Below are 14,830 nucleotides of genomic sequence, written 5' to 3'. Positions count from 1 at the left end.
CGCGACGGCGCCGGGCCAAGCCCGCAGCCGTCACCAGGTGTAGCGGATACGCCCGTAAACGTACGCACCGTTGAAGCCGAACGGCGAGTAGTTGCTGTACGGCAGCATGCCCCAGGTGGAGTTCTGCAGATCCACGGTGCGATCCGGGTATTCATCCAGCAGGTTGTCCGCACCCAGGGTGAGGGTCCAGTTTTCGCTGGGCTTGTAGCTGGCCGATGCATCCAGCACCCACTTCGCATCGTAGGTCTGGTCGCGGGTGGCGGTGGCCGAGTTGCGCACGGTGAAGCTGCCGTAGCGGGTGGCGGCCAGGCCGAGTTCCCAATGATCCGAACGCCACGTGCCGCTGACGATGGCCTTGTCGCGCGGGAAGCTGTCTTCGATGCGGCCGATCTCATCACGACCGATCAGCGCCTGGGTGATGCCGAGGGCCTGGAAGGCAGCTGGCGAGGCGTCGAACTTCTGCACTTCGGTGTCGTTGTAGCTGTAGGCGGCGGTCAGTTCCAGGCTGCTGGCGCTGAACGGCACGGTGTAGCTGGCCACGGCATCGACGCCGCGGGTGCGGGTGTCCAGGCCGTTGGTGAAGTAGGAGAACGCGGTGACCTGCGGCAGGCCCAGGCCGGTCAGCAGGTCGGCCACGGCGGTGTTGCCGGTGGTGGTGATGTTGGACGACAGCGCGATGCGGTCGTCGATCTCGATCTGGTACGCATCCACGGTCAGGTACAGGCGGTCGATCGGCTGCAGCACCAGGCCGAGGCTGTAGGAGGTGGAGGTTTCCGCCTTCAGCGGGGCCGAACCGAGGGCCTGTGCAGCGGCGCTGGCGGCCGGGAAGGTGCCGCGCTCGACGAAGCTGCCGTTGACGATCGTGCTGGTGACCGCCTGGTAGCTCTGCTGGGCCAGCGAAGGCGCGCGGAAGCCACTGGAGGCGGTGGCGCGCAGGGCGACCTTGTCGGTGAAGGCGTAGCGCGCCGACAGCTTGCCGGAGAACTTGTCGCCGAAGTCCGAGTAGTCCTCGTAGCGGCCGGTGACACCGGCGGAGAACTTTTCGGTCAGGTCCGCTTCCAGCCCGGCGTACACCGCGTAGTTGTCGCGGTCCTCGTCGACGGCATTGATCGGGGTGAAGCCGGCGAAGCCCTGCGCGCCGCTGCCGGTGTAGGAGTCCGGTTCACCCGGGCGCTGCTCCCAGGTCTCGCGGCGGTATTCACCACCGAAGGACAGGGTGACCGGATAGGCCAGGCCCCAGTCCAGCGACTTGGTGAAGTCGGCGTTGAAGATGTCCTGGGTGTACTTCAGGGTGCCGTCGTAGAAGTCGCTCGGGCTGGTGGCGCCGAGGCTGTAATTGATGCTGTTGCGGGTGTGGAAGTCGAGCGTGTTCTCGCCGTGGTTGGCGCTCAGGTCCCAGGTCCAGCCACTTTCGGTGCTGCCCTTGACGCCGGCCACGACCGAACGGTCCTTGGAGTACTGGTTGATCTGCGGTACGTAGCCGTCCGGGTAGACCTGGGCCAGCAAGGCGGTCTGGCCACTGTGGTTGGGCGAGCGGTAGAACGCGAACGAGGTGATGTCGCGGTTGCTGAGCAGTGCGTTGGCGTAACCGGTGACGTTGTCACTGAAGGCGAAGCTGGCGTTGGCGGAGACCGCCGATGCATCCACCTGCGGATCGCCGACCACGAAGGTCTTTTCGCCGATATCGGGGAAGTTGCCGGTATTCGGAGTCGTGCCCAGGTAGGGACCGGCACGGTTGCTTTCATCCTGCTGGCTGTACTGGCCGGCCAGGTGGACCTGGCCGCGGCCGCCGCCGAAGGTGAAACCGGCGTCGCCGGAAAGCTGGTTCTTGTTGCCGTCGCCGGCCGCATATTGGCCGTGGTCGATGGCCAGGCTGCCACCGCTGCCGCTGCCCTTGAGCACGATGTTGATCACACCGGCGATGGCGTCCGAACCGTACTGGGCCGAAGCGCCGTCGCGCAGCACTTCCACGCGTTCGATGGCGCCGATCGGGATGGCGTTGATGTCCACCGCCGAGGAGCCACGGCCGATGCTGCCGTTGACGTTGATCATCGCCGAGGTATGCCGGCGCTTGCCGTCCACCAGCACCAGCACCTGGTCCGGGGAGAGGCCGCGCAGCTGCGCCGGGCGGATGCCGCTGGTGCCGTCGGTCAGCGCCGGGCGCGGGAAGTTCAGCGAGGGCAGGGCGCGCGACAGCGCGGTGGCCAGTTCGGAGGTGCCGGTGGACTGCAGGGCCTCCGGGGTGATGATGTCGATCGGCGACTGCGATTCGGCGACCGTACGGTCTGCCACGCGGGTGCCGGTGACGATCACCGTGTCGAGCGTGTTGGCGGTCTGCGCGGCGGCGGAGAAGGCGGACGCGCCGAGCACCAGGGCGACGGCGGCGGCGAGTTGGCTGGTCTTGCGGGTCATCAGGACGTGGCTCCGGTTGGGGGAGGCACCGGGGCGACATCTCGGGGGAGCGGGACGGCGTTGTTGCGGTGCGCAATACAGCAATTAACGACAATTTAATCCGCTGTCAAATGACGGTCGCGTCAAAAAACCGTTGCAAAAGCAACCATTTAGCCGCAAGGACAGCGTCGTGGGGAGGGGCCCGGAAGGGCGCTGGCCGACCTCCGTGGGAGAGAGAGGAACGACCGCAGCGCGCTGCCGGGATACGTCAAGTATTCGTTAACGTTAGAATTGCGTCGCAGGAAAGGTGCTCACCAGCACATTCCATTCCGTTATATGGACCCCCCCGATGATCTCCCTCCGTAATTTCGCCTTGCGCCGCGGCGAGCGGCTGCTGTTGTCCAACGTCGACCTGACCCTGCATGCCGGTTACCGGGTGGGCGTGGTCGGCCGCAACGGTGCCGGCAAGTCCAGCCTGTTCGCCGCCGTGCAGGGCGAGCTGGAAGCCGACAAAGGCGATGTCGACCTGCCCGGCAAGGTGCGTATTGCCAGCGTGGCCCAGGAAACACCCTCGCTGCCGGACCCGGCGCTGAGCTTCGTGCTCGGCGGCGACGTGGTGGTGGCCGCAGTGCTGGCCGAAGAAGCCGCCGCGACCGCCCGCGAGGACTGGGAAGCGGTGGCCGAAGCGCATACGAAGATGGCCGAAGTCGGTGCCTACGATGCCGAAGCGCGCGCCGGCAAGCTGCTGCATGGCCTGGGTTTCCCGGCGGATACGCATCACCGTGCGGTGTCTTCGTTCTCCGGCGGCTGGCGCGTGCGCCTGAACCTGGCACGCGCGCTGATGATGCCCAGCGACCTGCTGCTGCTCGATGAGCCGACCAACCACCTGGACCTGGACGCGGTGTACTGGCTGGAACAGTGGCTGCTGAAGTACCCCGGCACGCTGCTGCTGATCTCGCATGACCGCGAGTTCCTGGACAACGTGGCGACCCACACGCTGCACCTGCATAACGGCGGCGCCAAGCTGTACACCGGCGGCTACACCGACTTCGAGCGCCAGCGTTCGGAGCAGCTGCGCCAGCAGCAGATCGCGCACGAGAAGGAACAGAACGAGCGCGCCCACCTGCAGAGCTTCATCGACCGCTTCAAGGCCACCGCGTCCAAGGCAGCGCAGGCGCAGAGCCGCATGAAGCGCCTGGCGAAGATGGCCGGTACCGAAGCGGTACGGGCCGAGCGCGAGTTCCGCATCGAGTTCGCGCCGCCGGCCAAGCTGCCGTTCTCGCTGATCCGCCTGAACCATGTGGAGGCCGGTTACGGCGCCGATTCGGTGATCCTGCACAACGTCGGCTTCGGCCTGGAAGCGGGCCAGCGCATCGGCCTGCTGGGCCCGAACGGCGCTGGCAAGACGACCCTGGTCAAGACCCTGGTCGGCGAGTTGGATCCGATCAGCGGTGATCGTGCCGCGCATCCGGACCTGAAGATCGGTTACTTCGCCCAGCACACGGTGGAGTCACTGCACGAAGGCCAGTCGCCGATGGAACACTTCCGCGATATCGCTCCGGACGCACCGAACCAGTCGTTCCGCGATTTCCTCGGCAAGTGGAACTTCGCCGGCGACCGCGCGTTCGAATCGGTGGATGGCTTCTCCGGTGGTGAGCGGGCCCGACTGGCGCTGGCGTTGATCGCCTACCAGCAGCCGAACGTGCTGCTGCTCGATGAGCCGACCAACCACCTCGACCTGGAAATGCGCGAGGCGCTGGCCGAAGCGCTGAGTGACTTCGAGGGCGCCATCGTGATGGTGTCGCACGACCGGCATCTGATAGGGCTGGTCTGCGATACGTTCTGGCGCGTGGCCGATGGCGTGGTGGAACCGTTCGACGGTGACCTGGACGAGTACGCGGCATGGCTGCGTACCCGCCCGCAGGCGCAGGGCACCAAGGCCAAGCTGGCCGAGGCCGTTGCACCGGTGGCGGTGAAGACCGAGCCGGTGGTGCAGGTGGTGCAGAAGAAGGCGCCCAACCCGCACAAGCTGGCGGCCGCGGAGGGCAAGGTGGCCGAGCTGGAAGCCAGCCTTGCCGAACTGGACCGGCAGCTGGCCGATCCGTCCAACTACGCCGATGCCACGCGCATGGCGGTGCTGGGACGTGATCGCGAAGCGACCGCAGCGCTGTTGGAGAAGGCCGAAGCGGCCTGGATGGCGCTGCTGGAAGGTTGATCGTCGTTACGCGTGCGGACCAAGGTCCGCACCTACGCAAACGCCCCGGGGCTCCTAGGTACGGACCTTGGTCCGCACGCACGGGGCGTCAGGCGGCGCCCTGCAACCACGCGGCGAAACGCCGCGCGGGTTCGCTCTCACTGCGTGAGCGCAGCCGTGTGAGCCAGTAGCTGCCCAGTTCGACAGTCTGCGCGAACGGTTGCTGCAGGCGGCCTTCGGCCAGTTCCTGTTCGAACATGCACAGCGGCAACAGCGCGATGCCGGCACCGCTGGTGGCCGCAGCCGCCAGGGTCAGCGAGGAGTCGAAGACCGGCCCGCGCGCTTCCACCCCGGTGATGCCCGCGGCCTGCAGCCAGCGCGGCCATTCATCGCCACGGTAGGAACGCAGCAGCGGCAGGCCGGCCAGATCGGCCGGTGCCCGCAGGCGGCGTGCCAGGCCCGGTGCGCACAATGGCGCGAATGGCGCGGGCAGCACGCGCGTGCAGACCTGCCCCTGCCAGTCGCCCTCGCCGAAACGGATGGCCAGGTCCAGACCTTCGCCAGCCAGGTCGATGCGGTTGTTGTGGGTCTGCAGCCTCAGCTCGATGTCTGGATGGGCGGCTTCGAAATCGGCAAGCCGCGGCAGCAGCCAACCAGTGGCAAAAGTGCCCACCACCCCGAGCGTGAGCACCTCTTTTTCCCCGCTGCCGGTGAACCGTGCCAGTGCCAGGCTGATCCGCTGGAAGGCCTCGTTCATCACCGGATACAGCGCCGCGCCCTCATCGGTGAGCGCCACGCCACGCGGCAGCCGATGGAACAGGCGAACGCCCAGCCGGTCTTCCAGGCCCCGGATCTGATGGCTGAGCGCGGCCTGGCTGACGCACAGCTCCAGCGCGGCGCGGGTCAGGTTCTGGTGACGCGCGGCGGCCTCGAAGGCGCGCAGCGCGTTGAGCGGAAGCGAAGGCGACAACATGCCATGCCGTAGTGAGCTGGATTGATGTCGGATGGTAGCGTGCAACGCCCATCGGGGCGCGTGTTGTGGTTTTCGATCGCTCAGCCATTAGGATTTCATGGGGCTCCCCCTGAAATGTCGCGCTGGTCGGAAGGTCTGCCGGCGACCACCATGGGCCCCCACCGTCTGGAGAACGCCCATGCTGTCGCGCCGTCATTTCCTACAGTCCAGTGCCGTCGCGCTGGCATCATCGCTCGCCATTCCGGCCCTGGCACGCGGTGCGCCTGCCGCGGCGCCAGGCAGCATCGCCGCGGCTGCGGATTTCGCCGCGCTGGAAAAGGCCAGCGGCGGGCGGCTCGGGGTGACCCTGCTGGACACCCGCACGGGCAAGCGGGTGGGGCACCGCCAGGACGAACGCTTCCCGATGTGCAGCACGATCAAATGGATGATCGCCGCGGCGGCGCTGCAGCGTGCCGATGGGCAGCCGGGGTTCCTTGACGAGCGGCTGCCGATGCGGGCAGAGGACCTCATCGACCACGCGCCGACGACCCGCCGGCACGTGGGCAAGGACCTGAGCGTGCGCGACCTGTGCCGCACCACGATGGTGACCAGCGACAACCCGGCGGCGAACCTGCTGCTGCGCCACCTGGGCGGGCCGCCGGCACTGACGGCGTTCATGCGTTCCCACGGTGATGCGGTGACCCGCAGTGATCGGTACGAGCCGGAACTCAACCGGTTCACGCCGGGCGACCCGCGCGACACCACCAGTCCGTCCGCCAGCGCGGCCAGCCTGCAGCGGTTCGTGCTCGGCGATGCGCTGCGGCCGGCATCGCGGCAGCAGCTGGCGGACTGGCTGATCGACAACGAGACCGGCGATGCGACGCTGCGGGCCGGGCTGGGAGACCGCTGGCGGGTCGGTGACAAGACCGGCAGCAACGGCAAGGACACGCGCAACGACATCGGCGTGCTGTGGCCGTTGGGCGGTGGCAGCGCGTGGGTGCTCACCGCTTACCTGCAGGGCGCCAGCGTGGACAGCGGCCAGCGCGATGCCGTGCTGGCCCGGGTGGCCGCGCTGGCGGACGCGTTGATCGGCTGACCCGGGCGAGCAGGCTCGCCTGCTACGTTATGAGGGGCGAGCAAGCTCGCCCGCTACGTGTGCTGCCGCGCGGCCGGGTAGTGTCGAGCTTGCTCGACACCGAAGGCTAGGCGGCCTTGCCGCTGCCTTCCACCGCTTCAAGGAACTCGCGTCCCCAGCGGTCCACGTCGTAGTACTCCACGATGCCGTGCAGCTGGCGCTGGCGCGCCTCTGCCTCCTCTTCAGGCATCAGCAGCGCCTGCATCAGGCCGGCGGCCAGGTCGGCCGGATCATGCGGATTGGTCAGCACCGCGCCTTTCAGCTCGGCGGCCGCACCGGCGAACTCGCTCAGCACCAGCACCCCGTTGCTGCCTTCGATGCCGTGCGTGGCGATGAACTCCTTGGCCACCAGGTTCAGGCCATCGCGCAGCGGGGTGATCCACATCACCTGGGCAGCCGCGTAGTGCGCCACCACCTGCTCGAACGGCAACGCCTTGGCGAAGAAGCGCACCGGGGTCCAGTCCAGCCGGGCGAAGCGGCCGTTGATGCGCCCCACCGCCTGTTCGATCTGGTTCTGCAGGGTGCGATACACGGTCATTTCGCGTGCGGCCGGCACGCAGACCATCAGCAGGGTGACCTTGCCGCACTGCTCCGGATGCTGCTCCAGCACGCGTTCGAAGGCTTCCAGCTTGGCCAGCGTGCCCTTGGTGTAGTCCAGCCGCTCCACCGACAGCACCAGCTTGCGTGCGCCGATCTCGCGACGCAGCTTGAAGATGTCGTTGCGCACGTCGCTGCGTGCCAGGGTGTCGTGGATGCGGCCCAGGTCGGTGCCGACCGGATGGGCACCCAAGGCGACATCGCGATCGCCCACCCGCAGGCGGGTGGTCATGGTGTCCAGCCCCACCGCGCAGCCGTAGGTAAGGAAGCGCGGGGCGCAGTTTTCCCAGGCCAGGCGCTCCACCGGTGCGGCACCGCGGACCACGTCCACGAAGTTCTCCACCTGGCGCGGGATGTGGAAGCCGATGTAATCGCACGACAGCAGGCTGCCGATGATCTCGCGTCGCCACGGCACGACGTTGAACACATCGGCCGAGGGGAAATAGGTGTGGTGGAAGAAGGCGATCTTCACGTCCGGGCGCAGCTCGCGCAGGTAGGCCGGCACCATCCACAGGTTGTAGTCGTGGATCCAGACGGTGGCACCATGCGCCGCTTCGGCCGCGGTCGCTTCGGCGAACTTGCGGTTGACCTTCAGGAACACCTGCCAGTCGTCTTCGCGGAAGCGCGCACGTTCCCAGAACACGTGCAGCATCGGCCAGAACGCTTCCTTGGAAAAGCGCTTGTAGAAGATGTCCACTTCCTGCCGGCTCAGCGGCACGCGGGTGGCGCGCAGGGTGGGGTACTGGGTTGCATCCACCTGCACGTGGCGCTGGAACGGCCGGTGCTTGGGATCGTCGATCCCCCAGGCGATCCAGCTGCCTTTCTGCCCGCCCTTGAAGAAGCTCAGCAGCGAGGGAATGATGCCGTTCGGCGAGCGCGGTGGACGCTGCACCAGCTTGCCGTCCTCGATCGCTTCATCGAAGGGCAGGCGGTGGTAGACCATCAGCAGCTGGGCGCCTTCGTGGGACACCGGCGCGGGTGCGGCCAGGTGCGGATCGCGGGCGTCGAGCAGGTTGAAATGAGTGATCGCTTCCAGGATGCCGCCGCAGCCGGGCGCCTGCGCATGCAGGGTGCGCTGGTGGCCGGCGGTGGCCTCCAGCAGCGCCGGTTCGGACTGGCCGACGCACACGCCGCGGAAACCGGCGACGTACATGGAAAGGTCGTTGAGGGTGTCACCGGCGACCAGGATGCGTTCGACCGGCAGGCCCAGCGTGCGCGCCAGCGCGGCCAGCGTGCGTCCCTTGTCGGTGCCCGGCGGCAGGATGTCGAGATAACGGTCGGCCGAATACAGCACATCGCAGCCCAGCGAGCGTGCGGTCTGTTCGATCTGTGCGCGCAGCGGTGCGAGCGTCTTCGGATCGCAGAAGTACGAGCAGCGGCGTTCCTGCGGCACGTCCTGGCGCTGCAGCGCGGTGTAGGGGCGCATCGCGGCGGCCACCACGTGCTCGCCGGGCCAGTGCGCTTCGATCATCGACTGCAGCGGCTGCAGGGGTTGCAGGGTGTGGCCATCGACCACGGTGGCGCCGACATCGCAGACGATGTAGTCCGGGCGTGGGATCGAGGGATCGGACAGCAGCGGCATCACCGCTTCCAGGCCGCGGCCGGTGATGAAGATGAGCTGGATCCCGGGATGCTGGTCGATCAGCCGGTACAGGCGGTGGCGCTGCTCGGCGCTGCCTGCCAGGAAGGTGCCATCCAGGTCGGTAGCCAGGATCAGTTGCGGCGGTGCTGCGGTTTCAACAGCGGGGATTACGGGTTCGGTAGCAGAGGGAGGGCTTCCAACAGTCAATGCGTTTCCTTTTCAGGGTGGAGGGGAGTTTCGGTTTCAGGCATCAGTTCCAGCGCTGAAGGCGTGGTGCGCAACATCGCGCGGAACGGTGCCGGATGGGTACGCAGGCGGGCGTGCGAAAGCAGCCGCATGCCGGTGAACACGGCCAGGCAGGTCAGCACGGCGGCGAAGTACAACGGCAGCGCGGGGGCGCCGAAGCGGCTCATCAGGGCGCCGGCGATGGCCGGGCCGACCGCCGCACCGACGCCATGCACCAGCAGCAGGCTGCTGCAGCCGGACAGCAGGTCTTCGCTGGCCAGGTAATCGAGCATGTGCGCCACCGCGAACGGGTACAGCGCGAACACCAGCCCGCCGTAGCAGAACACCAGCAGGAACATCACGTGCAGTTGCTGCTGGATCAGCGGCATGGCCGCCAGCACCGCCAGTCCGGCGGCGGCCAGGCTGACCGCCATCAGCCCGATGCGCCGGTCGTGGCCATCGCTGATGCGGCCGAGCGGCCATTGCAGCAGGGCGCCGCCGGCGATGGCGGCCAGCATGAACAACGGCACGCCATCACCGCTCAGGCCGATGTCACCGGCGAATACCGGCAGCAGGCCCCAGAACGGCCCCATCGCCAGCCCGGACAGGCCGGCGGCGACCGTCGCCACCGGCGCCAGGGCGTACAGGTTGCCGAGTTTCAGACGCGGCACGTTGGGCACGTCCGGCTGCTGCAGGCGGGTGGCGGTGACCGGCAGCATCGCCGCGCAGACCAGCAGCGCGGTGACGGTGAACATCGCCGCCGCGCCCGCATCGCCAAGCATCAGCAGCACCTGCCCCAGCGCCAGCGCGGACAGGTTGATCATCATGTACAGCGAAAACACCCGGCTGCGGCGCTGCGGATCGGGTTCGGCGTTGAGCCAGCTCTCGATGACGGTATACAGGCCGACCAGCGCGATGCCGGTGACCACCCGCAGCAGGCCCCAGCCCCATGGATCCAGCCACAGCGGGTGCAGCAGCACGGCCATGGTGGCGAGGGCGGCATGGAAGGCAAAGGCGCGGCTGTGGCCCATGCGCCGGATCAGCGGCGGCGCAGTGAAGGTGCCGACGAAGAAGCCGGCGAAATAACCGGACATCACCCAGCCCAGCGCGTTGGCGCTGAAGCCTTCCTGCCCGCCGCGGACGGCCAGCAGGGTGCCCAGCAGGCCGCCGCCGGTGAGCAGCAGGGCGACGCCAAGCAGCAGTGAAGTCAGCCGCAACATGGGTGCGACCTTCGTGGGGAAGGTTGGGCAGACACGCCACCGACCTTAACACAGGGGGTCTGCCGGGCCGCTTGCAATGCCTTAACATGCGCGCCTGATTTCCTACCTGACGACTACGATGCCGATCTACGGATTCGCCTGCGCCGACTGCGGCCACGCCTTTGACCGCCTGCAGAAGATTGCCGATGCAGACCCGACGCAGTGTCCTTCCTGCGGCAAGGAAACGGTGAAGCGGCAGATCACCGCGCCCTCGTTCCGGCTGGCGGGCGGTGGCTGGTATGAGACCGATTTTGGTTCCAACAAGAAGAACCTGGCGGAAAAACCCGCAGCTGCGGCACCTGCGAAGAGCGAGTAAGCACAGAGGGTTTGCGCCATGCGACGTGGCTGGGTAGGGTGGAGCGATGAACCTGCTCCGGATGTCTTCCCTCGCTGCGCTGTTGGCCCTTGCAGGCTGCAGCAACCCTTCCCCTGATCCGGTGGCGCACGAAGTGGCCAACGCGCCGGCCGATGCGTTCCTTGCCAGCGTCGCCGCGTACTGCGGCAAGGCCTTCGCCGGCCAGGTGGTGGAAGACAACCCGGCCAGCACCGGCCCGGACCCGTTCGCGGGCAAACGGCTGGTGATGCACGTGCGGGGCTGCGAAGACCCGGCCCATCAGCTGCGGATTCCGTTCCACGTCGGCGATGACCATTCGCGCACCTGGGTGCTCAGCCGCACCGAGACCGGTCTGCGCCTGAAGCACGACCATCGGCACGCCGACGGCAGTCCGGATGCGATCACCCTGTATGGCGGCGACAGCAGGCGCCCGGGCACGGCGCAGCGCCAGGAGTTCCCGGTCGATACCGATTCGGTGGCGATGTTCCGCAAGGCCGACATGCTGGCCTCCACGCACAACACCTGGGCGATGGAGATCGATCCGGACCGGCAGTTCGTCTACGAACTGACCCGGCCCGATGGTCGGCGCTTCCGCGTGGTGTTCGACCTTTCGCGGCCGGTGGCATTGCCGCCGGCACCGTGGGGCGCCGACACGCCAGCCGCCCCGGCCGGTTAACGGCGGGTAGCGCCGAGCCATGCTCGGCGAGCGCAGCGGCAGCAAGCTGATGGCCAGCGGCCGTCACGACCGAAGCAGGTAGCGCCGAGCCATGCTCGGCGAGCGCAGCGGCAGGGCGTGGCGACCAACGGTCGTCACCCACCAGGGCAGCAAGAGCTGACGGCCAGCGGCCGTCACTACCGGGAGCGGTTCAGCGCACGCCGAAGCGCGCGCGGCAGCCGTTGCTGACCCACAGGCTGCCATTGCTGTAGCCCCAGGTCTGGTTCTCCCTGCAGGCGCTGCCGGACAGCTGTTCGATCAGCACCGGTCGGCCGCGTCGTGGCTCCCAGGCGCAGGTGGAACGGCGCCTGTCGTTGCTGCTGCAGGTGACGCTGTAGTTGTTGTTGGCGCCGCCCCAGCCGCCACCCCAGTTGCCCCCGCTGGAGCCGCGGGCTTCGGCGAACTCACCGCGACAACCCCCGTTGACCCAGACCGCACCATTGCGGGTGCCCCAGGTGCGGCCTTCCACGCAGGCCGTGCCGGAGATCTGCCGGACCAGACGGGCATTGCGCCAGCCCGTGTTGCACACCCGCTCGCGGTTGTTCTGGCTTTCGCAGCGGATGCTGCCGCCGTTCTGCCCGCCGCCGCCCCAGTTGCCGCCGCTGCCGCCTCCACGCAGCGAGGTGGCGATGTCCTGCTTGATGCGCGAAAAGCCCCAGCCGGAGTTGACCTGGGCCAGGTAGAACCGCAGCTGGTCATCGGGAATACGGCATCCGTTGGACTGTTCGGCATACTCCTGGCTGATCACCCGGGTCCGGTCGCTGCTGGAAAGCTGGGTCAGGTTCTCCGGCGCATAGGCACGGGTGCCGATCTGGGCGTGGGCGGGAAACAGCGGCGCAGAGCAGGCAAGCGCGGTGGCCAGGCAGGCCAGGGTCCAACGGTTCATGGCGACATCCCCGAGCGGTCGATGGTGCGCGAATATAGGGATGGACCGGATTAAATCGGCGTGACTGCCAAGGATTTGCCCCCGGTGGGGGCTCGGCCCCAGAATAACGGGCTTTCCGGTCCTTCCTGGCGCCGGCGTACAACAGCGGAGCTTTCCCCCATGCGTACCCACTTCTGCGGCCTGGTCGACGAGACCCTGATCGGCCAGACTGTCACCCTCGCCGGCTGGACCGACGTGGCCCGTAACCAGGGCGGCGTGTGCTTCATCGATCTTCGCGATCATGAGGGCATCGTGCAGGTGACGGTGGAGGTCGACAACGCCGAAGTGTTCGCCGTGGCCGCCTCGCTCGGCTACGAAGACGTGCTGCAGGTGGAAGGCGTGGTGCGTGCCCGCCACGCGGTCAACGACAAGATGGCCACCGGCAAGGTCGAAGTGATCGCCAGCGCCATCACCGTGCTCAACAAGGCCGCGCCGCTGCCGTTCCACGCGCACGAGAACCCGGGCGAAGAAACCCGCCTGAAGTACCGTTACCTGGACCTGCGCCGCCCGGAAATGCAGCGCATGCAGCGCACCCGCATCAAGCTGGTGCAGGCGCTGCGCCGCCACCTGGACGAGCGTGGCTTCCAGGACATCGAAACCCCGATCCTGACCAAGGCCACCCCGGAAGGCGCGCGCGACTTCCTGGTCCCGGCGCGCATGCATCCGGGCGAGTTCTATGCCCTGCCGCAGAGCCCGCAGCTGTTCAAGCAGATCCTGATGGTGGCCGGCTTCGACCGCTACTACCAGATCGCGCGCTGCTTCCGCGACGAGGCGCTGCGCGCCGACCGCCAGCTGGAGTTCACCCAGCTGGACATGGAGTTCGCCTTCGTGCGCGAGCAGGACGTGCAGGATTTCGTCGAGGACATGATCCGTGGCATCTTCAAGGAAGTGGTCGACGTCGAACTGGCCGCCCGCTTCCCGCGCATGACCTGGGCCGAGGCGATGCGTCGCTATGGTTCGGACAAGCCGGACCTGCGCATCACGCTGGAACTGGTGGACGTGGCCGAGCTGGTCAAGTCCAGCGGGTTCCCGGTGTTCAGCACGGCCGCCAGCGATGCCGACGGCCGCGTCGCGGCGCTGCGCATCCCGGGCGGTGGCAGCCTGAGCCGCAAGCAGATCGACGAGTACGCCGCCCACGCCGCGAAGTACGGCGCCAAAGGCCTGGCCTACATCAAGATCAGCGACACCGGCGAGGTCAGCTCGCCGATCCAGAAATTCTTCACCGAAGACGGCTTCGCCGCGCTGCTGACCCACGTCGGCGCCGGCAATGGGGATATCGTGTTCTTCGGCGCGGGTGGCTACAACAAGGTGTCCGATTTCATGGGCGCGCTGCGGCTGAAGGCCGGCAAGGACTTCGGCCTGGTCGCCGATGGCTGGGCCCCGCTGTGGGTGACCGATTTCCCGATGTTCGAATGGGACGAGGAAGCGCAGCGCTACGTTGCCCTGCACCATCCCTTCACCGCACCGGCGGTGGATGACATCGCCGACCTGCGCGCGCATGCGAAGACCGCGGTGTCGCGTGGCTATGACATGGTGCTCAACGGCAACGAGATCGGCGGTGGTTCGATCCGTATCCACCGTCCGGACATGCAGAGCGCGGTGTTCGAGCTGCTCGGCATCGATGCCGAAGAAGCCCGTGCCAAGTTCGGCTTCCTGCTGGATGCGCTGAACTACGGCGCGCCGCCGCACGGTGGCATCGCCTTCGGCATCGACCGCATCGCCGCGCTGATGGCCGGTACCGAGTCGATCCGCGACGTCATCCCGTTCCCGAAGACCACCGGCGCGCAGTGCCTGATGACCGATGCACCGTCGCCGATCGCCGATGCGCAGCTGGCCGAAGTGCACATCCAGGTACGTCCGAAGAAGGGCTGAGGCCTCACCAGTGGCTGCCGGAAGCACTCCCCGGCAGCCTTCCAACCGCGCAGTCGAGCAGGCTCGACGCTACCAGGGCAACGCAGATGGTCCAAGGTTCCTACGCGATCCGCCGTGCCACCGTCGACGACGCAGCGACCCTGTCGGTGCTCGCCGCGCGCACTTTCACCGAAACCTTCGGCCACCTGTATCCGCCCCGGCACCTGCAGGCGTTCATCGATGAAAGCTACGCGGTGGACCGCCAGCAGGTCATCCTGGCGCACCCGGATTACGCGGTGTGGCTGCTGGAACATGAGGGGGTGGCGATCGGCCACGCGGCGGCCGGCCCGTGTGGTCTGCCGCACGCGGACGTGCAGCCCGGCGACGGTGAACTGAAGCGGCTGTACCTGATCAAGGCCGAGCAGAGCTGCGGCTGGGGCAGCCGGTTGTTGGAGACCGCGCTGGCGTGGCTGGAGCGCGACGGCCCGCGCCCGCTGTGGCTGGGCGTGTGGTCGGAAAATTTCGGCGCACAGCGTTTCTATGCCCGATACGGCTTCCAGAAAGTCGGCGAGTACCTGTTCCCGGTCGGTGAAACCAACGACCTTGAGTTCATCCTGCGGCGGCCGCTGGTCGCTGCCGCCGATCCGTCGACGACAGCGTAGGCGGGGCC

The 14,830-nt window shown here is 67.6% G+C and carries 11 protein-coding genes; 6 read left to right on the top strand and 5 right to left on the bottom strand.

Annotated elements, in window-relative coordinates; translation table 11 throughout:
* Positions 1–30: 30 nt before the first annotated feature.
* The gene (locus tag ABE522_RS05390; RefSeq protein WP_346590835.1) at positions 31–2,412 is read right to left on the bottom strand and encodes a TonB-dependent receptor plug domain-containing protein; all 2,382 of its coding nucleotides are present in this window, start codon (positions 2,410–2,412) and stop codon (positions 31–33) included.
* A 328-nt stretch (positions 2,413–2,740) separates the two neighbouring features.
* Here ABE522_RS05390 and ABE522_RS05385 point away from each other — a divergent pair, with 328 nt between their 5' ends.
* Entirely contained in the window at positions 2,741–4,606 is a 1,866-nt protein-coding gene (locus tag ABE522_RS05385; protein ID WP_101098823.1) for an ABC-F family ATP-binding cassette domain-containing protein, read from the top strand.
* Positions 4,607–4,694: 88 nt separating this feature from the next.
* On the opposite strand, the gene ABE522_RS05380 is transcribed toward ABE522_RS05385, so the two are convergent.
* Entirely contained in the window at positions 4,695–5,558 is an 864-nt protein-coding gene (locus ABE522_RS05380; RefSeq protein ID WP_346590834.1) for a LysR family transcriptional regulator, read from the bottom strand.
* A gap of 178 nt (positions 5,559–5,736) precedes the next feature.
* Here ABE522_RS05380 and blaL2 point away from each other — a divergent pair, with 178 nt between their 5' ends.
* Positions 5,737–6,633, top strand: coding sequence for a L2 family extended-spectrum class A beta-lactamase (blaL2, locus tag ABE522_RS05375; protein WP_346590833.1), 897 nt, complete (start codon positions 5,737–5,739; stop codon positions 6,631–6,633).
* A gap of 106 nt (positions 6,634–6,739) precedes the next feature.
* Here the strand turns inward: blaL2 and ggpS are convergent, their stop codons facing one another.
* Complete coding sequence (ggpS, locus tag ABE522_RS05370) at positions 6,740–8,986, bottom strand: glucosylglycerol-phosphate synthase (RefSeq protein WP_346590847.1); 2,247 nt, start codon at positions 8,984–8,986, stop codon at positions 6,740–6,742.
* Positions 8,987–9,054: 68 nt separating this feature from the next.
* Positions 9,055–10,296: an MFS transporter gene (locus tag ABE522_RS05365; protein ID WP_042613456.1), complete on the bottom strand. Its 1,242-nt coding sequence runs from the start codon at positions 10,294–10,296 to the stop codon at positions 9,055–9,057.
* A 118-nt stretch (positions 10,297–10,414) separates the two neighbouring features.
* Between ABE522_RS05365 and ABE522_RS05360 the strand changes: the two genes are divergently transcribed.
* Both ABE522_RS05360 and ABE522_RS05355 read left to right on the top strand, forming a co-directional pair.
* Positions 10,415–10,651, top strand: coding sequence for an FmdB family zinc ribbon protein (locus ABE522_RS05360; RefSeq protein ID WP_182656871.1), 237 nt, complete (start codon positions 10,415–10,417; stop codon positions 10,649–10,651).
* A 46-nt stretch (positions 10,652–10,697) separates the two neighbouring features.
* Positions 10,698–11,345, top strand: coding sequence for a hypothetical protein (locus tag ABE522_RS05355; protein ID WP_346590832.1), 648 nt, complete (start codon positions 10,698–10,700; stop codon positions 11,343–11,345).
* A 190-nt stretch (positions 11,346–11,535) separates the two neighbouring features.
* On the opposite strand, the gene ABE522_RS05350 is transcribed toward ABE522_RS05355, so the two are convergent.
* Positions 11,536–12,270 carry a DUF3011 domain-containing protein gene (locus ABE522_RS05350; protein ID WP_346590831.1) on the bottom strand — a complete coding sequence of 245 codons (735 nt, stop codon included), beginning with the start codon at positions 12,268–12,270 and terminating at the stop codon, positions 11,536–11,538.
* Between the two features lie 159 nt (positions 12,271–12,429).
* On the opposite strand from ABE522_RS05350, the gene aspS reads away from it, so the two are divergent.
* Positions 12,430–14,181, top strand: a complete 1,752-nt coding sequence (gene aspS / locus ABE522_RS05345; RefSeq protein ID WP_346590830.1) for an aspartate--tRNA ligase — start codon at positions 12,430–12,432, stop codon at positions 14,179–14,181.
* An 86-nt stretch (positions 14,182–14,267) separates the two neighbouring features.
* The gene (locus tag ABE522_RS05340) at positions 14,268–14,822 is read left to right on the top strand and encodes a GNAT family N-acetyltransferase (protein ID WP_346590829.1); all 555 of its coding nucleotides are present in this window, start codon (positions 14,268–14,270) and stop codon (positions 14,820–14,822) included.
* Positions 14,823–14,830: the final 8 nt, after the last annotated feature.

Source organism: Stenotrophomonas lacuserhaii (assembly GCF_039674585.1).
GTDB classification, from domain to species: Bacteria; Pseudomonadota; Gammaproteobacteria; order Xanthomonadales; family Xanthomonadaceae; genus Stenotrophomonas; species Stenotrophomonas pennii_A.
Note: the sequence above shows the minus strand (reverse complement) of the source record. Positions and strands in the feature narration are given on the sequence as shown.